The organism is Vibrio sp. EJY3, assembly GCF_000241385.1.
Taxonomy (GTDB): Bacteria; Pseudomonadota; Gammaproteobacteria; order Enterobacterales; family Vibrionaceae; genus Vibrio; species Vibrio natriegens.
The window spans coordinates 2,064,266-2,087,730 of sequence record NC_016613.1 but is presented as its reverse complement, the minus strand read 5'-3'; the positions used below and the strand labels follow the sequence as shown (position 1 = coordinate 2,087,730).

At 44.4% G+C, this 23,465-nt stretch carries 19 protein-coding genes and 1 pseudogene; 11 read left to right on the top strand and 9 right to left on the bottom strand.

The features are described 5' to 3' along the window. Window positions 1-7 precede the first annotated feature (7 nt). The 4 genes and pseudogenes from VEJY3_RS09405 to VEJY3_RS09390 all read right to left on the bottom strand — a co-directional run bounded on the left by VEJY3_RS09405 (window position 8) and on the right by VEJY3_RS09390 (window position 3,599). Window positions 8-454 carry an RICIN domain-containing protein gene (locus VEJY3_RS09405; RefSeq protein ID WP_014232228.1) on the bottom strand — a complete coding sequence of 149 codons (447 nt, stop codon included), beginning with the start codon at window positions 452-454 and terminating at the stop codon, window positions 8-10. Between the two features lie 158 nt (window positions 455-612). Then, a pseudogene (locus VEJY3_RS09400) lies at window positions 613-1,146 on the bottom strand (dihydrofolate reductase family protein). A 103-nt stretch (window positions 1,147-1,249) separates the two neighbouring features. Next, window positions 1,250-2,602, bottom strand: coding sequence for an MATE family efflux transporter (locus tag VEJY3_RS09395; protein ID WP_014232226.1), 1,353 nt, complete (start codon window positions 2,600-2,602; stop codon window positions 1,250-1,252). A 142-nt stretch (window positions 2,603-2,744) separates the two neighbouring features. Next, complete coding sequence (locus tag VEJY3_RS09390; RefSeq protein WP_014232225.1) at window positions 2,745-3,599, bottom strand: AraC family transcriptional regulator; 855 nt, start codon at window positions 3,597-3,599, stop codon at window positions 2,745-2,747. A gap of 187 nt (window positions 3,600-3,786) precedes the next feature. Between VEJY3_RS09390 and VEJY3_RS09385 the strand changes: the two genes are divergently transcribed. The 9 genes from VEJY3_RS09385 (at window position 3,787) to VEJY3_RS25715 (ending at window position 14,179) form a co-directional block, all read left to right on the top strand. Then, window positions 3,787-5,295: an L-fucose/L-arabinose isomerase family protein gene (locus VEJY3_RS09385; protein ID WP_014232224.1), complete on the top strand. Its 1,509-nt coding sequence runs from the start codon at window positions 3,787-3,789 to the stop codon at window positions 5,293-5,295. Further along, window positions 5,295-6,239, top strand: a complete 945-nt coding sequence (locus VEJY3_RS09380) for a carbohydrate kinase family protein (protein ID WP_014232223.1) — start codon at window positions 5,295-5,297, stop codon at window positions 6,237-6,239. The genes VEJY3_RS09385 and VEJY3_RS09380 overlap by 1 nt, the downstream gene beginning before the upstream one ends. Next, window positions 6,223-7,041, top strand: coding sequence for a class II fructose-bisphosphate aldolase (locus VEJY3_RS09375; protein WP_014232222.1), 819 nt, complete (start codon window positions 6,223-6,225; stop codon window positions 7,039-7,041). Before VEJY3_RS09380 ends, VEJY3_RS09375 begins: the two co-directional genes overlap by 17 nt. A 130-nt stretch (window positions 7,042-7,171) precedes the next feature. Then, window positions 7,172-8,767: a solute:sodium symporter family transporter gene (locus tag VEJY3_RS09370; RefSeq protein WP_014232221.1), complete on the top strand. Its 1,596-nt coding sequence runs from the start codon at window positions 7,172-7,174 to the stop codon at window positions 8,765-8,767. An 80-nt stretch (window positions 8,768-8,847) separates the two neighbouring features. Further along, on the top strand, window positions 8,848-10,050 hold the full coding sequence (locus VEJY3_RS09365; RefSeq protein WP_014232220.1) for a hypothetical protein: 1,203 nt from the start codon (window positions 8,848-8,850) through the stop codon (window positions 10,048-10,050). A gap of 25 nt (window positions 10,051-10,075) precedes the next feature. After that, a complete protein-coding gene (locus VEJY3_RS09360; RefSeq protein ID WP_014232219.1) occupies window positions 10,076-11,554 on the top strand; it encodes an aldehyde dehydrogenase in 1,479 nt (492 codons plus the stop codon). Between the two features lie 9 nt (window positions 11,555-11,563). After that, window positions 11,564-12,541, top strand: coding sequence for a phosphotransferase family protein (locus VEJY3_RS09355; RefSeq protein ID WP_014232218.1), 978 nt, complete (start codon window positions 11,564-11,566; stop codon window positions 12,539-12,541). Beyond that, on the top strand, window positions 12,538-13,836 hold the full coding sequence (eno, locus tag VEJY3_RS09350; protein WP_014232217.1) for a phosphopyruvate hydratase: 1,299 nt from the start codon (window positions 12,538-12,540) through the stop codon (window positions 13,834-13,836). Before VEJY3_RS09355 ends, eno begins: the two co-directional genes overlap by 4 nt. A gap of 196 nt (window positions 13,837-14,032) precedes the next feature. Further along, entirely contained in the window at window positions 14,033-14,179 is a 147-nt protein-coding gene (locus VEJY3_RS25715) for a hypothetical protein (RefSeq protein ID WP_158308258.1), read from the top strand. Window positions 14,180-14,313: 134 nt separating this feature from the next. Here the strand turns inward: VEJY3_RS25715 and VEJY3_RS09345 are convergent, their stop codons facing one another. Then, window positions 14,314-14,514 carry a hypothetical protein gene (locus VEJY3_RS09345; protein WP_014232216.1) on the bottom strand — a complete coding sequence of 67 codons (201 nt, stop codon included), beginning with the start codon at window positions 14,512-14,514 and terminating at the stop codon, window positions 14,314-14,316. 318 nt (window positions 14,515-14,832) lie between these two features. On the opposite strand from VEJY3_RS09345, the gene VEJY3_RS09335 reads away from it, so the two are divergent. Then, a protein-coding gene (locus VEJY3_RS09335; RefSeq protein WP_086027145.1) for an IS3 family transposase occupies window positions 14,833-15,983 on the top strand; the annotation gives its coding sequence in 2 pieces (ribosomal slippage) (window positions 14,833-15,076 and window positions 15,076-15,983; 1,152 coding nt in all). A gap of 294 nt (window positions 15,984-16,277) precedes the next feature. Here the strand turns inward: VEJY3_RS09335 and VEJY3_RS09330 are convergent. Further along, window positions 16,278-19,439: an FG-GAP-like repeat-containing protein gene (locus tag VEJY3_RS09330; RefSeq protein WP_202796676.1), complete on the bottom strand. Its 3,162-nt coding sequence runs from the start codon at window positions 19,437-19,439 to the stop codon at window positions 16,278-16,280. 74 nt (window positions 19,440-19,513) lie between these two features. Between VEJY3_RS09330 and VEJY3_RS09325 the strand changes: the two genes are divergently transcribed. Beyond that, window positions 19,514-20,149, top strand: coding sequence for a hypothetical protein (locus VEJY3_RS09325; protein WP_148263130.1), 636 nt, complete (start codon window positions 19,514-19,516; stop codon window positions 20,147-20,149). A 95-nt stretch (window positions 20,150-20,244) separates the two neighbouring features. Here VEJY3_RS09325 and VEJY3_RS09320 read toward each other — a convergent pair whose 3' ends face one another. The 3 genes from VEJY3_RS09320 to VEJY3_RS09310 form a co-directional block, all read right to left on the bottom strand. Next, window positions 20,245-21,498, bottom strand: coding sequence for an ABC transporter substrate-binding protein (locus VEJY3_RS09320; protein ID WP_014232211.1), 1,254 nt, complete (start codon window positions 21,496-21,498; stop codon window positions 20,245-20,247). A gap of 191 nt (window positions 21,499-21,689) precedes the next feature. Then, entirely contained in the window at window positions 21,690-22,589 is a 900-nt protein-coding gene (locus VEJY3_RS09315) for a carbohydrate ABC transporter permease (RefSeq protein ID WP_014232210.1), read from the bottom strand. Continuing rightward, entirely contained in the window at window positions 22,589-23,455 is an 867-nt protein-coding gene (locus VEJY3_RS09310; RefSeq protein WP_041170236.1) for a carbohydrate ABC transporter permease, read from the bottom strand. Before VEJY3_RS09310 ends, VEJY3_RS09315 begins: the two co-directional genes overlap by 1 nt. Between the last annotated feature and the right edge of the window lie 10 nt (window positions 23,456-23,465).

The following is a 23,465-nucleotide window of genomic DNA, read 5'->3' as shown; positions in this document are numbered from 1 at the left end:
TGTGTTTCTATCTAGTCGTCCAAACCTGAAATATCTCTTTAGCCTCACTGCATTTATGCAAAGTCAGGGCTTTTCTTTGATGATCTGACGTACCTCCTCGGCCACGTTTCGTTTCCAGCCCTGCGGTAAGACATAATTGCGTATCGAATGCAGAACGAATGGTGCCATCGGGCTTAAAATCAAAGCGCTGTAACTCAGAATCACTACATTCAGCAAGCTCCACGGGTGAGTGACTGTCTAGCTCGGTGGCTTGAACGCACACATTGAACTTAGAAAGATAGAGCCGATGTTCAGCGAATTTAATATCGTCAAAGGCTTGGTCATCACCGATAGAGCCTTGATAGCGATAGCACGTGTGTACTAGAAGGCCTTTATCTGGGGTAATGTGGTTTCCCTTACCAACAATATCGAGACAATAGCCATCCAAATAACCATCAAGGTTATCTGCTATCATGATCTCAACATCTTTGGCGTTCAATTAGTGAGAGAGGGCAGATGTTACAAGTATGACGAGAGCGTGTATCTTGATCATGGAAACTCATCCTATTTTTGTTCGTTCCGGTACGGTAATAACAGTATAGAAAACAAGATGAATTTGGCTGGGAAAAGTGCCTATGGTGTTCTGATGCAATGATTTTGTACGATACAGTCGAGCAATCTTTTCGCTTTGACGTGCTTGAACTTTAAAGGCTGTGCAAGATCACCAAAGAGCGGAATGCCGCCACCGAGAAGTACAGGAATAGTTGTGATAATCATTTCATCAATTAAATCTTCTTTGAGGAATATTTGTACCGTTTTCCCACCGTCGATGTAGAGATTATTTAGGACTTTTGCATTGAGGTCTGAAATGACCAGCTTAAGCTCTCCTTTGACGAGAAATACTTTATCTTCGTAACCTGTCGGCACTTGCGTCATGGTATTACTCAGAACATAAACAGGCTTACTGTAGGGCCAATCAATATCAAAGCCCAGAACAATATCTAGTGTGTTTCTTCCCATGATTAAAGCGTCAATGGTTTCCATAAACTCAGCGAAACCCATATCTGATCCGTCAGGGTTTGGGAGGTCGTGCAGTCAATCAAGATTGTTCTCTTTATCTGCAATATACCCATCAAGGCTAGTGGCGATATAAATGATGTTTGACATAAATTGTTCCGTATTCAAGACCGGTCTAAGGGACGAGCATTATCGTTAACTCGATAGTTTGTGCAAGGTGTATTACGACGCTTTTAATTTATGCTCTTCTGGGTTAAGACGTCGGCACTAACGAGAAACGCTTCCAGTGCATTGAACGCCAGCGAACAAACATGATACTGCTACGAACCCACTCATCTGCGGCAATGGCCAACCATACTCCGAGAACGCCAATACCCCAATGTAGCCCTAATAAGTAGCCTAATGAAACCGACACACCCCACATGACAAGTATGGCAATTTTTACGGTAAAGTTAATATCGCCCGCCCCTTTTAGTGCAGAAATAAAAATGAGATTGCCAACACGACCAGCTTCAATAAGCAAAGAGGCGATGAGTAGCGTAGCTAACAAAGCGGTAATTTCTGGATCTTCAGTAAAGAGACGAATAATGGGTTCTTTTAACAGTATGACCAAACTGATCGCGGCTAAAGAGGTGGCGAGCCCAACAAAGTAGTATTTGTGTACCCGAGTGAAAATATTATCGAGCCATTGCTTACCTACGAAGTAGCTGGTTTGAATTTGTGTCGCTTGGCCTAACGCAAGTGCAAAAGTGAAAGTCACACGCGTGATATTTTGCGCATAGGTATAGGCGGCAAGTGAAGATGTTCCTAGTTGCACTACGATATAGACTAAAACGATCTGCGATAGGTTGTAAGAGAGAATCTCGCCACCATTCATTACGCCAATTCGGAATATCTGACGATAAATAGATTTCGGAATTCGCAGCCAATCTTTATAAGGAAAGTGAATATCACTGCGCTTTAGAATTACTATCAATAGGAGTGTGGTGACGATTTGACTAAACACTGTAGCGATAGCGACACCAGTGATACCGTAGACCGGTAGCCCAAAAGGCTGGTAAAGGGCAATATAGTTACCAATGATATTGAGAATACCAGCAATCAGGTTTATCACCATCGGTGAGCGAGAATAGCCATGGCTGCGTAAAATGGTGGTTAATACAACACTAAAAGTTAAGTTAAAGGTGAAGACTCCGCTGATAATAAAATAATCGAACCCCACCTGTGCAACGGCAGGTTCAAGGCCAAACACGCCAACAATAGCTTCGGCGCTAAAAAACATCATTAGACTCAATACTATCCCAACACTTAACCCTAGAATCATGCTAGCTAGCCCGACTTGGGACGACTTTTCATGTTGCTGGGCACCATTATATTGTGCAATTAGAATCCCTGTTCCGCTGCTGACCATCAAAGAGATGACAATCAAGAAGAAGACAATTTGTGACACCACACCGACGGCAGACACGGCTAAATCTGAATAGCCAGAGAGCATGAATACATCTGTGATACCAAGAGCACTTCGTAGCAGTGTTTCTATGAATATCGGCCAAGTAAGAGCGACAATATTCATTCTCCCATCAAGAGATTGAGACTTTAACGACATGTTTAGCTTCCTGCGAGATAGAATCAGGTCAACCGAGAAATGAAGATCAGACTTAGTGGTCAACCAATTACGCTCTATTGTGGTTTAAATAATGAGCAAAATCTTTGCGCTAATCCACAAAAGTTTGAAGTTTAAACAATTATTAATCAGCAAAAATAGCGGTCATCTTTCGATATGCACTCGGCGATGTGCCGTGATATTGCCTAAAGTTTCGGTTGAAACTGGACACCGTAGAAAAACCGACTCGAAAACCGATATCAGCAACACCTAATTTTGTTTCTAGTAAGAGTTTTGCCGCGGCCTCGGAGCGAATTTGCGTTATGTAACTCATTGGTGACTGGCCAGTGTGGTTTTTAAAGGCGCGACAGAAAGCGTTTTTATTCATACTGGTTCGCGTAGCAATCGCTTCAAGGTCAAACTCACGGTGGTAGTTGTTCTGCATCCAGTCAATTGATGCTGAAATTTTCGTGCTGGGTTGGACTTCGATTTGCGTATCGGTATGGTTTGCGAGGTATTCACATTGGCCTAGCTTACTGATTTCAGAGAGCAAAGAGAGAAACTGAATAACAGAGGAGACGCCCTGACTTTCTATTAGGCTTTTTATACTCTCGAATAGGTAAGTTGGTGCAGAGCGTATGACTAATCCGTGACGCGAATCTGAGATCATTTGAGCGATACGCGACAGTTCAGGGGTATCCACAAACAAGCTGCCGAAACAATCAGGGGTAAACTGCAAAACGTAAGAACAAAGAGGGTGTTTAGCATTCGCACTGTATGAGGTAAATCGGTGAGGTACATCTGCACCAATCAAGAAAATATCGCCCTCACAAAAGTTTGCAGTACTGTTTCCAACTAAGACTTTACCGTGTCCTTTGGTGATAAACACCAATTCTGTTTCGTGATGAAAGTGGTAGGGGTGCTCAAATTCAGCCGATTCAAATTGGTAAGCAGTAAACGAGCGCTCTCTTCGTGTAATGGTTTCTGCAGTGGCTTTCACTTGAGGCTCTCTCGTTTTGTTGCTCTTAAGGTGGGTATAGAATAAAGGCTAAAAATCAATAGGGTAAGTGATCCATTTCACGAATTTAAGTGATGCTAATTTCTGATCATTATGCGCAAATATCTGCGCAGATTGGTTTACCATAACGCTCTATGCTAGTCACCATAATCGAAATGGAGACAGATAGATGATTAAATCTGAAATATCGTTAGAGGGTGTTGCAACTGATTTTATTGCTTCACTGATTCCTGCTGAGAAACCTCGCAAAAAAACGCGCATTGCCTTTGTATCTGTAGCAATTGAGATCCACTTTAATTGGGATTTAGCGCGAGAGACAACATTGTCGGTCGCTGAGTCAATTCGTCAGATGTTGCCAGAAGAGCAGTACGACTTCATTGCCGCTCAAGAGCCTTTTCAAGACCACACCGAACTACAACAGTTTCTTGATGACGCCGCTCATGGTGGCATCGACGGGTTGGTGTTGTGTCATTCAGCTTATACAACAGGCGAGGTCGCTTCACAATTAGGTACATGGCTGTCAAGGCACAAGACCCCAATTTTCAGTCTGGCGATGCCTGAGCCAATGGGCAATGGGCTAAACCTTCAAGCTAATCGTTTGTGTTCTCAGAACTTTGTATTAGGAATTTTGAATTCACTCGATGTGAAATATCAGTGGCTGTTCTGCGCACCGCAAGATGAGCGAGTTGAAGCGGAATTGCAGCGCTTTGCACGAGTTAGCCGTACATTATCACAGCTCAAAGGTCGTAAAGCTCTGATTGCAGGCGCAAGCCGAGTACCTGGATTTTATGATTGCGAAGTGAATGAACTTGAGATTATGAAAAAGCTTGAACTGGGCTTTGATCGAGTGAACCTAGTCGATATTACCTCTCGCATGTCAGAGTTTAAAGACGACGATGTGCAAGAGGTGAAGCGTTTAATCTTGAGTCACCCAGACTGCAAGCTGAATAACGTTCCAGACAAGCAAGTAGAAGACACAATACGTTTGGCATTGGCTCTTATGGTTGTCGCTCGAGAAGGGGATTACCTTGGTGTGAGTTTCAAAAATTGGCCTGAACTATTTGATCACCTCAACGTCGCTGGTGACGGTGCGATGGCATTAATGAACGACCAAGGCATTATCGTAGCGGATGAAGCGGATACGGGAGCAATGATCACTATGTTGCTGTTTAAAGAACTCCGTCATGGCTTATCTCAGCCGATGTTGTCTGATATCTCCTATCTGTCGTCTGATGGTGAGCGCTTAGGAGTTTGGCACAATGGCTCTGCGGCGACTTGTCTGCGCAAACAAGCGGCGGGCTTTGAATGTCGTAAACACGGCATCTTAGAAAACTACGATGAAGAAACCGCTTGGGGCATGTTGTTTGAGTTTTTGGTTGAACCAGGCCCAGTCACTATCGCGAAATACCAAGCACCTTCGATTGATACAGTGTTGGCCTTTGAAGGTGAGATTGTCGAATCAGACATGAAGTTCCGAGGCACATATGGTGAGGTGATTCCGTCAGGTGTCAGTGCGGCGCAAGTCGTCGGAACCATTTTGGATAAGGGGCTTGACCATCACTGGATTGTGGGTCGCGGGCACTTCGCTGAAGACTTAAAAGTACTCAACTACTGGTTAGGTGTCGAAGATATTCCCGTAAGTAATGCCGGAGAAAGCGCAGGGTTTGGAGGTCAATAATGAAAACAGTGGCTTGTGTCGGGATGGCCGTGGCTGACTTGATCGTTGGCCCATTAGACTCCTTCGAATTTCATCACGACGTTACCTTGGTTGATAACGTCAATATTAAACCGGGGGGCGATGCGGCAAATGTGGCTCTCAACCTTGCAGCGATGGGAGTGGATGTCAGTTTGCACTCCAAGTTGGGCGATGATTTGTTTGGCCATCATCTGCGGGACGTGTATCAAAGGCGTGGTATCGATACTCAAACTTTAGCGGTATCTAAGAAAAATCCAACGGCAGTCGCGATCGCTTTAGTACAGCAGGATGGTGAGCGCGTGTTTCTTTATCAAGGTGGTGCAGTAGATGCACTAACAATGGACGATATCGACGTAGCTCAAGTTATGTCGCGAGACATGTTACACACCAGTGGTTTCTATCTGCTGCCCGGGCTTGAAAATAGTGGATTAACTGAGCTTTTTTACACAGCAAAACAGCAGGGAAAAATTACCTCACTTGACGTAGGTTGGGATTCACAAGGGCTTTGGTTGACAAAGATAGCGTCTTTATTGCCTTCACTTACGTACTTCCTGCCCACGTTAAATGAAGCGCAGCAGATCGCCGAAAAAGAGACCATTGAGGAGTGTGCAAACTTTTTCATCGAAAAAGGTGTCAGCGTTGTCGTCATCAAAGCAGGCGCTAAGGGCGCTTACGTGAACGATGGTACTCAGAGCTACTGGGTTGAAAGTGAGCCCGTCAGTAAAGTCGTGGACACAACCGGAGCCGGTGACGGTTTCGTCAGTGGTTTTCTAGCCGCGATCTCTCGTGGTTATGACGTCTATCAAGCGGTAAAAGTTGCTAATCGAGCAGGCGCAACCGTTGTGCAGCAATATGGCAGTAGTGGCGCTATTACTCATTTTGAACAAGTAGATATAACAAGGGAATATTATGAAGAAGTTATCTGAACTGCTGGCTGAATACCATAAAACAGATGAGTGTTTGGTTGGCTATAACTTCAATGATGTCTGGGATGTACAGGCTATATGTGAAGCAGCGGAGCGTAAAAATGTTCCGGTTATGTTGATGGCGTACACCAAGGTGGTGGATGCTCTTGGGTTGGATGTATTGCATGCCATCGTAGGCTGTATGAAAAAGCGTTATTCGGTGCCTGTTTACTTGCATCTTGATCACTGTGATGACATCACCTTGTGCTTACAAGCTGTCGATGTTGGTTTTGATTCAGTGATGTTTGACGGCTCACACATGCCGCTAGAAGATAACATAAAGCTCACCAAGCAAGTGGTTGATTATGCGCATGCTAAGGGTGTGGTTGTTGAGGCTGAGATTGGCAAAATTCGTGGTCGAGGCGTTGATGGTGATGATTACTTAGCGGCGGTCTCTGATGTTGTGCAACTTGCTGAGCAAACGGGCGTGGACATGATTGCAGTAGGGATTGGTACGGCTCATGGTCATTATGAGGGTAAGCCAGAGATCAACTTTGACCGTTTGCTTGAGATCCATAAAGCGGTTGATGTGCCGTTAGTTCTTCATGGCGGAACGGGGATTCCTGAAGAGGATATTCGCCGTTCACTGACTATGGGGATCTGCAAAATTAACGTGGGTACGGCGATTCACACAGCGTATATGCAGAATTTAGGTCAGCAGATACAGCTCGATGGTTTAGATGCGTATCCGCCATTTACGATTAAAAAGATATTGCCGAAAGTAGAAAAAGAAGTGGCTAACTATCTTGAGATGGTGGACTAAATAATAACAACAGAAGCGCCGCTTAAGGTGGCGCTAAATATAACTAGAACCAGTGAAGAGATGATTTTCAACCACTAGTGCTCATAAGAAACGCAGTGGAATCCAATAACGTGAAAACAAAGGAATTACTATGATTATTCCAATCTCATTTGCTTTAGTGACTGGGGCTGTTGCGCTCGGGTCGTGGTATAAAGTTCGAAGTAAAAAACGACAGCAAGAGTCGGCTACGTCCTATTTCTTAGCTGGGAGGGGCTTAACAGGCGTCTTGATTGCATCGTCATTGATGCTAACGAATCTATCAACAGAGCAACTTGTTGGTCTTAACGCACAAGGGTATACCGCAAATATGACGCCGATGGCGTGGGAAGTATGCGCAGCATTAACCCTTGTTGTGGTAGCGCTTTACTTGTTACCCCAATATCTCAGTGGTGGTGTGACAACCATTCCGGAGTTTATTGAAGTCCGTTTTGGCAAGAGCACTATGTTTTTCTGTACGTTCTTATTTTTATTTGGATATGTGCTGAATTTGTTACCCCCAATTCTTTACACCGGCTCAGTGGCACTGGGGGGTATTTTTGATATATCAGGCATTTTTGAGGTCTCTTACTGGGGCAGTATCTGGATCATGGTGGTCTCTATTGGTCTGGTGGGTGCGTGTTATGCCGTATTTGGTGGCCTGAAAGCGATTGCCTATTCAGACACCTTTAACGGTATCGGCTTGCTGGTGGGTGGTGTGGTCTTGATCCCTCTATTTGGTCTATCAGCACTGGGAGAAGGCAGTGTTATCGCGGGTTTTCAATACCTTATGACAGAGCATCCAGAAAAACTCAATGCGATTGGTGGCAAAGATGATCCGGTGCCTTTCTCAACCTTTTTTACTGGAATGTTGATTCTTAACCTCTTCTACTGGGGAACAAACCAGTCCATCATTCAACGCGCTTTGGGCGCACAAAACTTAGCGGAAGGTCAGAAAGGGGTGCTTTGGGCTGGCATGTTAAAGCTACTTGGCCCATTTTTCTTGCTGATCCCTGGAATCATTGCCTACGCAATGTTTGGCCCAGACCTACCAAACGGTGAAGTAGCGTATCCAATGCTCGTACGTGAAGTGTTACCGACACCAATGATTGGCTTCTTCGCTGCCGTTCTTTTTGGTGCCATTTTAAGCTCGTTCAATAGCGTGCTTCACAGTACATCAACGTTGTTCACGCTCAACGTATACAAACCTTTAATCAATAATAACGCTAATGACAGAGATTTGGTTCGTACGGGTAAGATGTTCGGTGCGGTGGTTGGTCTGTTCGCTATCTTTGTCGCTCCATTCATTTACTATGCGCCTAAAGGGTTCTTCCAATACTTCCAAACCATTAATAGCTTCTATATGGCGCCGATGTTTACCGTGATAGTGGTTGGGTTAGTAACCAATCGTGTTCCAGCTATGGCTGCTAATATCGGTATTGTGGTCTTTATGCTGGCTTATGCGCTGACCAGCTTTGTTTTCCAACCGGATATTCACTTCTTGCACTTAACCGGCATTTTGTTTGTAGCAACGTCAATTCTGATGCTCATAATTGGACACTTCTTCCCACAAAAAGAGGTGTATGAGCCGGTAGAGAAAGACGAAGTGGAACTGACACCTTGGAAGCACGCAAAACTGTTTGCTGGTGTGATCTGTATCGGCGTCGTGGCGCTCTATGTGATTTTCTCACCACTGGGTATTGCTCAATAGATAGGTTAGGGCCGGCTTACATAGTGTGATGCGCTGTCAGCCCTTTATTCTCGCATCAGTCATAGCGTTAAGGATGAAGTATGTACGCAGATATTGGCCGTTATTTAGGGCAGGGTGGCGTTTGGTTAAAAAACGATGAAGTGACCCTGTTTGTACAAAAATTTGGCGGAATGACACCTGAGTTTTCGATTCAATTGAATGATGGCTTGTCGTCTCGCAGAGTCAATACACATTGGTTGCCACACTTCAAATCTCCTTTCTCTGGTAAGTTGGATCATCAGTCACAAGAGCAGGTGGACTACTGGTCAGTAGAGCTACTGCGTCAGGCGGCAGGAACATTCTGTTGCGCGCCCGCGTTTGGTGGTGGCAATCAAGAGATACCAACACATGGGGATACTGCGAACCAAGATTGGCAACTGACCTCAGCGCTCTGTATTGATGATGGCACAAGTGAATACAGTCTCGCTCAATGGCAGTTAAAGGGTGGATATAAAGGGCTTGAATACTGTAAAACCGACTACCTAAGAAGTGATGACAATAGCCACTATATGGTATTGGAAGTGACTAATCGTTGTGCAGAGAGCATTCCCATTAACCTAGCTTGGCACACGACTTTAGGCTCACCATTTCTTGAGCGAGGGTGTCGAATATTAGATAACTGTAGCGAGTATCAGGTTGCTCCTTCGGGGACAGAGTTTGACGAAACTACTCAGCTCATACCAGGCAGCCAGTTCTCGCGTCTTAATCAAGCTCCCAGTTCAAGAAACCACAGCATTGATTGCTCAACAATGATGGGCTATTCGGGGCACGCTGACTTTATTACGGCTACCACAACATCTGCTCGCCATATGTGGGCAGCTTGCTACAACCCGTTCATTCAGCTTGTTTATATTTCTGTAATTCCTTTTAATCAATTGGCTAACCAAGTGTCACCTTCGTTTATGAATTACTGGATTCATGCGGGTGGTAGAGGCGCGCAGCCTTGGGCAGATTATACCGGAGGTTGTGACCGTAATTATGCTCTGGGCATGGAGTGCTCTATTGGCGGATCATGCAAAGGGTATGACTGGAGCCTCGAAAATCCGACTGTTTTGGGCAAGCCGACAATGCATCACCTTCCTGCATACTCGTCGGCTGCCTTTCTTTGTATCAATTCACTGATGAAGCTGCCCGCAGAGGCGGCTATCACATTAACTGAAACTGAGCTGGCTTTGCTCATTGAGAGTCACATAGAAACGCTAGACCTATCGTTTCAAGGACTTAAGGCATGCCGCCAAGCTTAATCCAATAACACAAGGAGCGTTTGTTATGACAATCCAATCGTTACACCCTACAACGTTAGCGTTTTTAGAAACAAAACCACTGCCAATGCTCATCAATGGTGAGTGGAAAACTACCAAGCATACGCTGGGAGTAGAAAACCCAGCAACAGGAGCTCAAATAGTACAAGTGTGTTTAGCCGATGCACAAGATGTCGATTCTGCAGTCATGGTGGCAGATAGCGCCTTCCCAGCTTGGGCTGCGCTTTCACCTGTTGAACGCGCTCTCAGGCTAACCAAGTTAGCAGAGCTGATCAATCGAGACACTCAGGTGCTCGCTGAACTTGAATGTATTGATGTCGGTAAACCAGTGTCAGCAGCACTGGGGTTTGATGTTCCGTTTGCTGCACAGTGCTTTGAATATTTTGCTCAGATAGCACAAGAGACAGAGTATGAAATCGAACTTGGTCTTGAAGTTACTGACAGCCAAACCATCAAACGTCCATACGGTGTGGCGGCGTTCGTCTTCCCTTGGAATTTCCCTTTGACGCTGTGTGCATGGGGCATTGCACCAGCACTTGCGGCTGGAAATACTGTGGTAATTAAGCCTGCATCCGAAACCCCACTTTCTACATTATATCTTGCCAAGCTATGTGAAGAGGCAGGGTTTCCTAAAGGTGTCGTAAATATCGTTACAGGGCAGGGGAGTGTCGCGGGTGAGGCGTTAATCAATCATCCTAAGATCAAGCTTATGTCGTTTACAGGTTCGACAGAGGTTGGCAAACATGTGGGCGAGGTGTGTGGACGTAACCTTGTTCCAGCTAAGTTAGAACTCGGCGGAAAAGGGGCCGCTGTAGTGTGTAAAGATGTCGATATTGATGGTGCCGTGGAAGGGCTTACTGGTGCGTTAACTTTGAATGCTGGGCAAGTTTGTTGCACAGCATCTCGCTGGTATATCCATGAATCTATCTATGATGAATTTGTATCTAAAGCAAAAGCCGCGTTTGAAGCGATTTCAATCGGTAACGGATTGGATTCTGACTCGGTTATGGGGCCGATGTGTACTCATAAGCAAATGAGTAAAGTTTTGCAGTGTGTCGCTGAAGCACAATCGGCAGGTGCAGAAATTGTCACAGGTGGTGACAGGGTAACTGGTAGTGAGTTAGTCAAAGGATACTTCATTCTGCCGACATTGCTTGCAGGGAAGGACGATAATCCTTGGGCGCAAGAGGAGATATTTGGTCCAGTCGCATTCTTACTCAAATTTACCGATGAAGATGAAGTGATTGAACGAGCAAATCGCAATCCATATGGGTTGGCAAATAGCGTTTGGACAACAGACTTGCCAAGAGCTAAAGAGATAGCCGTTCGTTTAGTTTCCGGAAACAGTTGGATCAATGCGCACAATGTATTTGAGTATGGCTTGCATTATGGTGCGTGTAACCAGAGTGGTTGTGGCGGTGGTGTAAATAGCCGAGCAACATTCGAAGGCTACTTGCGACATCAGTCGGTCGCTTCAATTCGATAGAGGTAAGGCATGATTTTAGACATATTGAAAAAGCACAATGTAGTCTCAAAAGATCATGCCACAGCCACCCCGCTTACTGGTGGGGTGAGCTGTGAGATCTATTTGGTTGAAGACGATAACAGCTGCTTAGTCGTTAAGCGTGCACTGGAAAAGCTTAAAGTAGAAAAAGAGTGGTTTGCTGATACAAGCCGAAACTTATATGAGCAGCGTTATCTAAAATATGTAGGAGAGCGTTTCCCTCAATACGTGCCCAAATTACTCCACTCTTTTGAACGCGAGCGCTTGTTTACGATGGAGTATTTTCCTGAGCGTTTCAAAGACTGGAAGAAAGAACTCATGCAGGGGGAAGTGCGTGAACGTGTCGCGCAAAGTATCGGCGAAGCACTAGGTTACATTCATGCTGTGAGTTGGCATGATAAACAAGCAGAGGCGCTATTTGATTCGGATAGAAACTTCTATCAACTTAGATTAGAACCGTATTTTGAATCGATGGTAGAACAGCATAATGATCTGAAAACGCAGCTGCAGTCTTTGTGCTTGCAAGTGAGCACCACTAAACACTGCTTAGTACATGGTGATTTTAGCCCTAAGAATATTTTGGTGGCAGAAGATGAGATAAAAATCGTTGATTGCGAGGTGGCCTGGTATGGCGACCCAGCCTTTGATGTTGCCTTTATGCTTCACCATCTGTTGCTTAAAGCGTTTCATTTTGATCAGGTTCGGTATGTGCATGCTGCTCAAATCTTTTTGAACGCCTATCAGCAAGCAATAGGAGCTGAGCGTTATACAACCGTTGATGAGTCTAAAGTTGCAAAACTGACAGCGGCGATGATGCTGGCAAGAGTGGATGGTAAATCCCCAGTAGAGTATCTCTCTTCGCAAGAAAAATCAGAAGTTAGAACCGTACTAAAACCTATGCTTAAACATCAATTTACAACCATTGAACGTCTTATCGAAACGCTAGATTTAAGGAGTGATAAGCGATGAAAATTTTAAACGTTGATGCCTACCAAATTTTTGACTCGCGAGGCCTTCCAACAGTTGAGGCCGTGGTAGAGCTTGATTCAGGCATATGCGGTGTTGGGCTCGTCCCCTCTGGCGCTTCAACAGGGCAGTTCGAGGCACTTGAGCTAAGAGATGGTGATAATGCTCGTTTTCAGGGAAAGTCAGTGTATCAAGCGATTGCGAACATCAAGACTGAACTTGCCCCAGCACTTGTTGGAAAGGAGGTTAGTCAACAAGCCACGCTTGACCAAATTATGTGTGAAGTCGATGGCACAGCAAATAAGTCACGGCTGGGAGCGAATGCCATTCTGGCAGTGTCACTGGCTATAGCCGATGCCAATGCCAAAGCTCAAGGCTTGCCCCTGTTTAAGACTCTTGCTCCGACTTGTTCAGCTAACCTACTTCCTTTACCAGAAATACAGTTAGTGGGTGGCGGTGCGCATGCACAATGGCGGACAGATATCCAAGACTTTTTGATCATCGTCAATGGTGCAAAGAGTTACAATGAGACCCTTGAGGTTACTTCAAATATCTATCGTACTGCAGAAGGTTTGCTCAAACAGCGAGGGTTGTTAGCGGGTGCTGCGGATGAGGGGGGCTTTTGGCCGACGTTTGATAGTCATGAAGCCATTTTTGAGTTTGTTGTTGAAGCGATTAAGCAGGCTGGTTATCAGCCAGGACGTGATGTCTCTATTTCCCTCGATATCGCCGCTAGCGACCTTTACTCTGATGGTCGATATCACTTACCACTCGATGGGAAGAGTTACTCTTCTGAAGAGTTTTTGGCGTTGATGCTGGATTGGTGTGAACGTTATCCAGTGCTTTCAATTGAAGATCCGTTTGCCGATACGGATTTTGCAGCTTGGAAGGCTTTCACGCGTGAGGTGGGTGATAGAATACAAATTATCGGAGATGATTTATTTACCACAAATATCTCTAGGATTGAACAAGGAATCACAGAGAAGTTAGCCAACAGTGTGCTTATCAAACCAAATCAGATTGGCACTGTCTCAGAGACGCTAAAAGCGATCGAAGTGACGCAGAATGCGGGTTGGTTGCCTGTGGTATCAGCTCGCTCTGGTGAGACTGAAGACTCATTTATCAGTCATTTGGCCGTAGCGACCAATGCAGGCCAGCTAAAGGTGGGCTCGTTTACTCGTAGTGAACGAATGGTGAAATGGAATGAAGTGATTCGTATTGAACGTGCGTTATCAGGGCACAGTGAGTTTATTGGTGGCTCAATCTTTCAACAATTGATACAACTAGAACCCGCCTAACGACAATTAATATTCAGAATATGATAGCTAGCGATAGATTATCGCTGGCTTTTTTGCGTGTGAAATAGGTAATTAAATCCATTTGTTAACCAAAGATCTCATTTTAGTAATCTAATTATGGAATAATGATTTATCTTTAAACTATCTTTGTTTGCGAGTAACCACTTACTTTTCAAAAATAAACAAAGCAATGAGAATGAAATCGACGACTAAACCCCTAGCACTGCTGCCTATTTTCTTGGTGAGCACTTCTTTAATGGTAGATGACTGGCGAGATATTCCATTACCAGCCCCGCTAGATGAAGGGCAATCATGGGAACTACAAGAAGCATATTCCGATTAGTTTAACTACATCGGAAAAGGTGATGAGTTTAGTCATAAATGGAATGACACCTACTACAACATTACGTTGCTCATACCCTTAATATGGCGTATGTGCTTTGATGAGTGCCGACCTACAAGAGCAGCTAAAACCAGTTAAGCTACAAATTTTGAAGTTTCGTGTCGGTAGACGCGCATGCCAGTCTGAGTATTCTCATATACAGCCAACTCATTTAGGTATGACCAAGCATGCACATTAGTTTTAGTCTGAGCAGCTAGTCGCTGGATTACAGTATCGATATTGCGGCCAGCATAGTCTTTAGTTGGTACGAAGATATTCTTAATTACTGATAGCATATTGGGTTCCTTATGTAATTAAATTACAAGATTCATCTGTAAAACTATATAGTAAAGCAAAAGTGTGATCAACATCCGTGGTAAACTTTCATGAATGTTTAACGTATGTAAACAATGGAATGGTATGGTTAAACAACGCACATATTGAAAGAAAGTGAGTTCATTACACTAAAATGAACATAATAAACGATCAAAGTATCAACACACTTTTCCTAATCTGACGGTAGCGTTGACACTATTAGCGATAGCACGTTAATGATCCGCCCCAGCAGTTTTGGACACCGAGTTAAGTGAGTACAATCACTAATGAGGTGAACAATGACAAATAACAAAACTAGAATTAAACATTCCCCTGAATTTAAGACAGAAGCCCTGAAGCTAGCAGAGAAAGTAGGCGTTGCTGAGGCAACGAGACAGCTCGGGTTGCACGAATCCCAGATCTACGGTTGGCGTAAGGCACTTAAGAAAGACACCAGTACCAGTCAGCGTGAAAAAGATCTGGCTGCTGAAGTCGCCAAGCTCAAAAGGCAATTGGCTGAGCAAGCTGAAGAGCTAGATATCGTAAAAAAGGCCGCCACCTACTTCGCGAGAAATCTAAAGTAGATTGCTATGAATTTATGCTCGAACACCTTCTGTGCTTCAATGTTGTCCGCATGACTAAGGTGTTCGAAGTTTCACGAAGTGGGTTTTATTACTGGATTAAGCATCGCCACAAGGCCATCCAGCGCGAGGCATTACGCCAAAAGCTCGATACAAAGGTCAAAGAGGCTTTTGACAATAGTAAAGGTCGTGATGGCTCAAGGCGCATCCAGAAAGAACTGGCGGAGAATGGTGATAGCCGTAATGTTAAAACCATTGCAGCCAGTATGAAGCGTCAGGATTTAACTCCGAAAGCGGCACGCAAGTTTAAATGCACGACGGATAGCAAGCATAAGATGTCTGTAGCACCGAACTTGCTAGCTCAGGACTTTAACGCAACGGCTCCGAATCAAAAATGGGCAGGAGATATCACGTATATTGCCACGAGCGAAGGCTGGTTGTATCTGGCTGTCATCATCGACCTTTACTCACGACAAGTAATAGGTTGGTCAATGGATACGAGGATGACGGCAACTCTGGTCTGCGATGCATTATCAATGGCTCTGTTCCGTCGAGGGTTCCCTGAGCATGTTATTGTTCATAGTGATCGAGGTAGCCAGTATTGCTCAAAAGACTATAGGGACATAATAAGTGCTTATAATCTAGAACAAAGTACGAGTAGAAAAGGAAACTGTTGGGATAATGCGTGTGTTGAGAGCTTCTTCCATTCTATGAAAGTTGAGGCGATCCAATACGAACCGATCATGAGCAGAGATGAGATGCGCCAAACGGTCTTCGAGTACATTGAAGTTGATTATAATCGGACAAGAAGGCACAGTGCTCTTGGGTATCTAAGCCCAGTTAACTTTGAGCAGCAAAATGTCGCTTAATGAAGTGTCCAGTCTGGCTGGTGCAGATCACTGAAGTTTGTTCCCATTTTTTGAACTTTTCTTACAATAGGGGGCTTACGATACATTCTGTTCGATTGTAAGGTAAAATACTAACAAGTCTCTTTGTGTGAGCTAGTCGTAAGTTGCCTACGGATATGTAAAATCTAGTATGAGTTATGACATTTGAGTTAATAAAGAATGTGGTATTTTATGAAAGGTCCATAGAAAAGAGCCAACCTAAAAGGTTAGCTCATTGCTAAAATGTTGAACGAGGTGTTACTCATTTTCGCTGATTTAGCTACATTCTACTATGTTGATATCACCGTGGGCCCACCCAATCCCTTTTTCGTGCTTTTTACCTTCATTGGTCACGAACTCAACAAATAAGAAGTGGAAGTTTCCATCAGGTAAATCTGCTGTTGGGATAACTAAAGGGTTGGTAAGGTCGAAGACCACATCGACAGAGCCAGAAACAGTTTCTGCCGAGTCTGCATGGTAAATGATGTAGTCATTTACTAATCCCCAGCTTGCATCCATCTGTCTTAAGCGGAATGTAAGTCCATTTTCATTTACGGTCGAACCAGAGCCTGCATGATAGTTTGCAATAACGCTCAAAGGCTGGTTGGTACATAGCGGAGACCCCATGTATTTATTGTTGTCATCAAATGTCACGCTCGCTTCAAACCAATCTTCTATATCTATACTTAAAGTGTCTGTCACCGCGCCCGGTTGGTGAGCGCCATTTGCGCTGGCTGTGATTTGGACTGAGCCTGCCTTGATCGCGTTGACAACGCCATCAACAGAGACAGTGGCCGTTGTGTTATCTGAAGAAGACCATGTCACGGAAGTATCATCAGGTGATTTACCAGGCTCACTTGAAGTTAGTTCTACAGACAGTGTAGCGCTTTGACCTACGTAAATTGGATCTGTCTCGTTCACGACTGAAATATCAGTTGCGTAGATAGGGTCAAAATCCCCTGAGCGAATAAGAAGTGATGATGACACTTGTTCCGCAACGCTTGATTGAACCAAAATTTCTGCATCACCAATGGCGAGAGCAGTAACAAGTCCGCTATCAGAAACGCTTGCAACGGATGGATCGCTTGACTTGAAAGTGACCACTGGATTGGCATTGAGTGGCGTGAATGAAGGCGTAATTTGATAGGTGGCTCCCGGGCGCAGTTTACGTTCGTCAGCACCCAAGCTAATACTCTCAGGAACTGGCATATCTGCATCGTCGCTAGACACTCGCTCGTTTATCATGACATCGTTGAGATAAACGACCTCACCATTACGCCAAGTCACTTTGATTTCTTCAATGGTCTGATTCTTACCTAGGCCAAAATGAACTGTATTGAGCAAACTCTGTGAGAAGTTTTCACCCGCAGACCCGACTCTTCGCGTGTATGACTTGCTTTCTGTCGTGACAGTGACAACGGCTGACATCGGGTCGATGTTATGTAATGGGCTGTAACCTACGTGGACAAGGGAGTGGTTGCCAACGTTTTGTGTCTGGTTTTTATATAAATACCAGATACCGTCTTCGCTGCCGTTGAGTAGATCTACTTTACCATCTCGAGTAAGAGCAAAGGCTTGCCCCATGTCTCCATGACCTGAGTCGTTAACATCATGTGCACCATGCATTTGGGTAATTTCAAATTGTCCCTCTCCATCATTGATAAGAAGGTAATCGGTCACACGTTCTTTTAAGTATCCATAGCGATGAACAAAAATATCGTTGTGTCCACTATTATTGAAGTCGCCGTATGTTACGCCCCAGTGATTGCCACCTTTAGGTAGGTTCCACTCAGCGGACTCCTCGACAAACCTGCCATCACGATTGACTAAAAGAACATCTTGCTGATTACGGTTTTGTGGTTGCCAATCAACATTCACATCTTTGATATCATCCATGGTAAATGCGACCTGCCAGAATACATCCCCATTCTTAACCCATTCAACGTTCCACGTATTGTCACCGATATACCCAATATAGATACCATTTTCATCGCGCTCTGACGGCCAGCCAATTGCACTGTCCGGGGTGATTTCTAAGTCATCAGGAAGAGTGTAATAGTCTTCTACTTTCACAACTTCATGAGCTGTCTTCTGTTCGCCAAGCATGATAGGGAAGCCACCATCGTACTGTCGATAAGTAAGGTGAAGATCTTTAAGAGTGAATCCATCCTCTACGGTCAACTGCATGGTTCTTCGCCCTTTATTGCCATCATCGTTAAGATTGAGTGTTTGAGCAATAGGGTTAAAGTCTAGTGAGCGATTAGATAATTGATAATGTGGCAAGCCTTTTGAGAGGTATATGTCGGGTAAGCCATTTCCTGTCACATCGACATCTGCAGCAGCTTGAACCTGCCAAGTTTGACGGACATTTTCTGGAAGTACGCTATCGGTGACATCCGTAAATGTGAAGTCACCATTGCCTTTCCATAGCGTCATAGGTGTCAAAAAGAGTAGGTCATCTATGCCATCACCATCAAAATCGAGCACAAGAGCACGCTCAGTATTGGCTTTTTCGATACCGGGAACATCAATGCGGCTAAAGGTACCATCTTGATTGTTTTTGTAGAAAAGGTGCTGTGCACCACTGCCGCCGTTGATCCCTTCAGCATTTATAAATACAAGGTCAAGATACCCGTTACCATTCATATCTAAGAAACGTGCCCCACGTCCCCTAGCGCTCTCTGTTATCCCAACTTCTTGATAAGACTCGGTTAGCTTGCCTTCTTCATTCACAAAAAAGTCAGGGTAAGATGGAGTGGTTCCATTACCGCCACCTCGTGTAACAATAATGCCTAAATCACCTGAGTGGTTATAGTCTGCTGCTGCCGTACCATGCATATCACCCCAAGAGAGTGAGCCATCCCAACCTCCGTTTTCTACCGTAAAGGTACCATCTTGATTGTTCCAGTAGAGTTGGTTCGTTGGGCGCCAGTTATGGTTGTTAAGAATAATATCGTAATAGCCGTTGTTGTTGATATCAGCAACCGTAGGGCCGCCATATTTGGGGAGATCGTCTTGGTCAGCAATACCAGATTCCCCGGCGATGTCTTTGAATTGAGGTAGGAGAATATCTGGACGCTCTGCGAATTCAAGCTTATTTACAGTGATATCGCTACCGCGTGCCATAACCTTAATGTTCTTTACACCCGTAGAGCCAACGTCAACAAGCGCATTGATGTAGTTGATACCCGTTGAAGGGACGTCGATGTTGTCTATGGCCAACTTGTCATCAATATAGAGTGATAAATTCGCAAATTCACTCTCGATATCCAGCTCTAAATTAACTCTTTGTATTAGTGATCCTGCAACATCCCTTTGTACGGTTACTGGATCGAAAATACCGACTGTAAATGAACCATCAGATGGAGGAGGCGTCTCTTCAGTGTTATCACTGCCACATCCTACGAGTATGGAGATAGTACTCGCGAACAATGTCAACTGGAAGCACCTGTTAAGGTCTTTCATTGTGTAGGGCATATATTTTCCTTGTTATGAATATAAGAAGTGAACGTTTGCTCACTATTGATTTAATACTTTGGATAAACAATGAGCAATATTGGTCTGTTATTTGTGCGGGATTGATCAAAATTGGTGAACCTTTATTGTGGTGTAAGTCTAAGTTTTGCTGTGACCAACTCGCGAATTTTGTGAATATTAGCCATGTTAATGAGGTGGATAATAGGCTGTTTATAGATGCCAAACATAGGTGTAACTTATTAATGAAAATAAACAAAACTATCAGAGGACTGTTGTTTGTGTCTCTGGCATTCAGTGTGCCAGTGACCGCTTGTAGTGATGGTCGCTTTCATGCAAGTGGTGATATGAAATTTATTAGACCAATTCCTTTGCCTGAGGGAATAAAAATATCAACGCCACGTGTATTGGAATTGAAAGACAAGCAGTTTTCTTATGATGTTATGATCGAGGCAGAGTATCCTATCGAGGAGTTGGCCGTAAAGGTAACCCCTGGACCTGGCGTGATACCCAATGAAGCCTCTTTTGGTGTGTTTGAAGATCAGACACAGCTGACAGTCACTGGCAAGGCATTGGCGAATGTGATGACGGTGACATCGGTTCAAGTGATTGGGGTATATCAAGGAGAGCCATTCAATGCTTATCGGTTTGTCACAGCCAAACCGGTGAAGTAACGAAAAGAAAAATCAGGGCGAATGTTAAGTCATTCGCCCTGATTTAATGTTGGCGCTGAAGTTTATTTACAGCAGCGCCTTACTTAATTACTCAATTACTTAAGATTTTTAGCCACCGTACGGTCCCAACGTTCTAAGATCTTGGTGTAATCTTGGTCAGGTTTTAGCATGAATGCTGTTATATCATTTGGCATATCAGCCCCCAAATTCGCAGGGATGTTTCCAACAGGGAACGTAACCAGTTGGCCGGCAGAGCGAGCATCTTCATAAGGTTTGGCTAACTCAGGCACCCCAGAAGTACCGCCCGCGAGAGTCGTGATCGCGGTATCGGCTTCTAGATAGACTTTTAAGTTGTCATCATTCATCCAGAAATCGATCCATTTCTTCGCGGCTTCCACTTCACCCGAATCTTTTGGAATCGCCCAACCTGGGCCGTTGTAGTCCATAACAATACCTTTATCGCCGTTCACTGCCGGGAACGGGTGTAAAGAGAAGTGCTCAGGAAGTGAATCGTTTGAGAATGGAGTAATGTTCCACATACCTTGTGGCAGCATAGCAACACGGCCAGATTGGAATGTCGTTAGCGCCACTGACCACGGGTCAGTACCCGCCGAAACCATCGGGTTAAAACACTTGGCATCAATCATCTTTCTAAAGCCTTCAAAGGCATTTTTCATTGATTCATCGTCGGCAAACTTCGCTTCACCACTCACAAATTTGTCCATACGAGACAGATCTGGGTTATTACCATCGGCCAGTGCCATGGTCAAAAAGTAGACATAAGGGGTCCAGCCACCATTGTTTGCTGCAAGTAGCATTGGCTGAATCCCTTTGTCATTCAGCGCTGTACAAGCTTGAACTAACTCATCAACGGTTTGTGGGTAGCTTTTGATACCGGCGTCTTCAAACAAGTCGTTATTCACAAACACACCCATACCTGAAACTTGGAGCATTGAGTAATAAACGGTCTCATCAAGGCCAAGGTAAGGTTGAAGTTTAGGTTGTACACGTTCGACAAACGGGAGGTCATTGAGTGGCATTAACTGACCATTGCCACCCCAGTGTTGGATAAACTCACGGTCAACCATCACGACATCGGGTGGTGAACCTGCCTGCATGCGAGCAGGGATACTCGTCACCATGTCATTACGAGCCATGTAATTGAGCTTTACTTTGATATCAGGGTTTGCTTTTTCGAATCGCTCGATGATTAACGGGAAGTTAGCGACTTCTGCGCCAGCGCCTTTCCAGCTAGAGACTTCAAGTTCGATTTGTTTTGCTGCCACGTTGCTGGTGGCAAGTAAACAAGCAGTAATTGCAGTGGCAAGAGAGAGTTGTTTTAGTTCCATGTTATTAGTTTTCCTTGAATCGTTATTGGATAAATACTTGATAGTCTATACAAAATATTCAAATAGCGCTGGGCGCAATGTACTACTAAAAACATAATTATTATTGGATGTAGCGGTGTAGCTTAATAGAGATCTATGAGTGTGTTTTCTGCTAGAAAGTGAGCAAGGCAGGAATGCCTTGCTCTGTTGGGTTATTTCACAGCACCTGCTGTCATACCATTTACAATCTGCTTAGATAATGTAAAGAACACAACAAGAAGTGGAAGTGATGCAAGCACTGCTGCAGGGAACAACTGTGTTGGATCAACAGAGTAGGTTCCTAAGAAGCGCAGTACGGCTGGCATAATGGTTAACTTGCTTTCCGTTGTGATGAAGAGCAGTGGGTTAACCACATCATTCCAAACACCTAAAGTGATAAAGATCGCTAGTGTACCTGTAATTGGCTTAAGCATAGGGAAGATGATGTACCAGTAAGTCTTTAAGAATGTCGCCCCATCAAGTGTCGCAGCTTCTTCAAGCTCTTTCGGTATGGCTTTCATAAAACTAGTGTAGAAGAAGACACCTAACGGCAAGTGACCAACGGTATACACCAAAATCAGACCGAAGTAAGTATCTAGTAGGCCTAAATCACGAATGAATAGGTATAGCGGTGTTAGGGCCGCAAATGGTGGGATCACCATGCCTAGCATGAAGAAAATGTAAGCGATATTGCTCACTCGGCTACGAATTCTTGCTAGCGGGTAAGCAGCAAGCGAAGAGAGAATAGCCACAGAGAAGATAGTAGCAACAGTTATTCCGATAGTATTAAATACAGTACCAAAGTAGTTCATGTCAGCAATAACATTCACGTAGTTCGAGAAATGCAATTCTGTCGGCAACGCGAGAGGATCAAGCATAATTTCTCTACGGCTTCTGAATGACATAAACACCATATAGAAAACAGGAGAGAGAATGATGAACGTGACCGCGAACATCAGTGAAATCAAAAGCCCCTGTTTTACGTTGCGCGGCGAAAGAAGCTTTTTTTTACGTGTTGCTGTTGACTGGTCTGCGGTCTTTGTTGGCAGTTTATTGGATGTAATACTACTCATTAGATACGGTCCTCACGAGCTCGTAGGTAACTGTTTTGAATAATAGTAATCAGAGCTACCAGTACAATCATGACCACTGACAGAGCTGCTGCAGAGCCATATTTAAAGTCTTGGAAGATGAGCTGGAAGATCTTAAGGCCTAGCGTCATCGTTGCGTAATCTGGACCACCACCTGTCATGATGAATGGGAACTCGAATGATTTAAGAGTACCGATCGTAGCAAGCGTAATATTGACAGTAATCGCTGGGGCAAGCAGTGGAATATCAATATGGAAGAACGACTTGATTGGTGATACACCATCCACACGCGCTGCGTCTTTCACTTCGGTTGAAATACCCGCGTAACCTGCTAAGAAAATAGCGGTCGAGTAACCGACAAACATCCATACGTGAACAGCGGCAACAGAGAATAGGGCAATGGAAGAGTCTCCAAGCCAAATTTGCTGCATGCTACCCATGCCGAATGAAGCCAGAAGCTCGTTTAAGCCTCCACCCATTGGTGCATAAAGGTACTGCCATACATAACCTGCAATCACTAGCGACAGCATTGAAGGTACAAGTAGGGCAGTACGTAATGCATCGCGCACTGCGGGAATACTGTTTAAGATGGCGGCAAAAATCAGCCCCAACCCGTTTTGGAACACGACGACGACAATACCGTAGATCATGGTATTTTTCAGCACCTGAACATAGCGCTGATCGGAGAATATCTCACGATAATTATCTAAACCAACCCATGTTGCTTCACCAACACCAGCATACTCTGTCATCGACAATGAAATCCCCTTGAACACTGGATAGATAGTGAACATGAGATACAAAAATAGAGCCGGAATAAGGAAATACAACCTTTTATCGACTTTCATAACTACAACC

What these genes read in the sequence shown, in the direction of transcription:
- VEJY3_RS09405 (WP_014232228.1), bottom strand. Translation starts at nt 454, where the DNA reads ATGATAGCAGATAACCTTGATGGTTATTTGGATGGCTATTGTCTCGAT.
- VEJY3_RS09395 (WP_014232226.1), bottom strand. Translation starts at nt 2,602, where the DNA reads ATGTCGTTAAAGTCTCAATCTCTTGATGGGAGAATGAATATTGTCGCT.
- VEJY3_RS09385 (WP_014232224.1), top strand. Translation starts at nt 3,787, where the DNA reads ATGATTAAATCTGAAATATCGTTAGAGGGTGTTGCAACTGATTTTATT.
- VEJY3_RS09380 (WP_014232223.1), top strand. Translation starts at nt 5,295, where the DNA reads ATGAAAACAGTGGCTTGTGTCGGGATGGCCGTGGCTGACTTGATCGTT.
- VEJY3_RS09375 (WP_014232222.1), top strand. Translation starts at nt 6,223, where the DNA reads ATGAAGAAGTTATCTGAACTGCTGGCTGAATACCATAAAACAGATGAG.
- VEJY3_RS09370 (WP_014232221.1), top strand. Translation starts at nt 7,172, where the DNA reads ATGATTATTCCAATCTCATTTGCTTTAGTGACTGGGGCTGTTGCGCTC.
- VEJY3_RS09365 (WP_014232220.1), top strand. Translation starts at nt 8,848, where the DNA reads ATGTACGCAGATATTGGCCGTTATTTAGGGCAGGGTGGCGTTTGGTTA.
- VEJY3_RS09360 (WP_014232219.1), top strand. Translation starts at nt 10,076, where the DNA reads ATGACAATCCAATCGTTACACCCTACAACGTTAGCGTTTTTAGAAACA.
- VEJY3_RS09355 (WP_014232218.1), top strand. Translation starts at nt 11,564, where the DNA reads ATGATTTTAGACATATTGAAAAAGCACAATGTAGTCTCAAAAGATCAT.
- eno (WP_014232217.1), top strand. Translation starts at nt 12,538, where the DNA reads ATGAAAATTTTAAACGTTGATGCCTACCAAATTTTTGACTCGCGAGGC.
- VEJY3_RS25715 (WP_158308258.1), top strand. Translation starts at nt 14,033, where the DNA reads ATGAAATCGACGACTAAACCCCTAGCACTGCTGCCTATTTTCTTGGTG.
- VEJY3_RS09345 (WP_014232216.1), bottom strand. Translation starts at nt 14,514, where the DNA reads ATGCTATCAGTAATTAAGAATATCTTCGTACCAACTAAAGACTATGCT.
- VEJY3_RS09320 (WP_014232211.1), bottom strand. Translation starts at nt 21,498, where the DNA reads ATGGAACTAAAACAACTCTCTCTTGCCACTGCAATTACTGCTTGTTTA.
- VEJY3_RS09315 (WP_014232210.1), bottom strand. Translation starts at nt 22,589, where the DNA reads ATGAGTAGTATTACATCCAATAAACTGCCAACAAAGACCGCAGACCAG.
- VEJY3_RS09310 (WP_041170236.1), bottom strand. Translation starts at nt 23,455, where the DNA reads ATGAAAGTCGATAAAAGGTTGTATTTCCTTATTCCGGCTCTATTTTTG.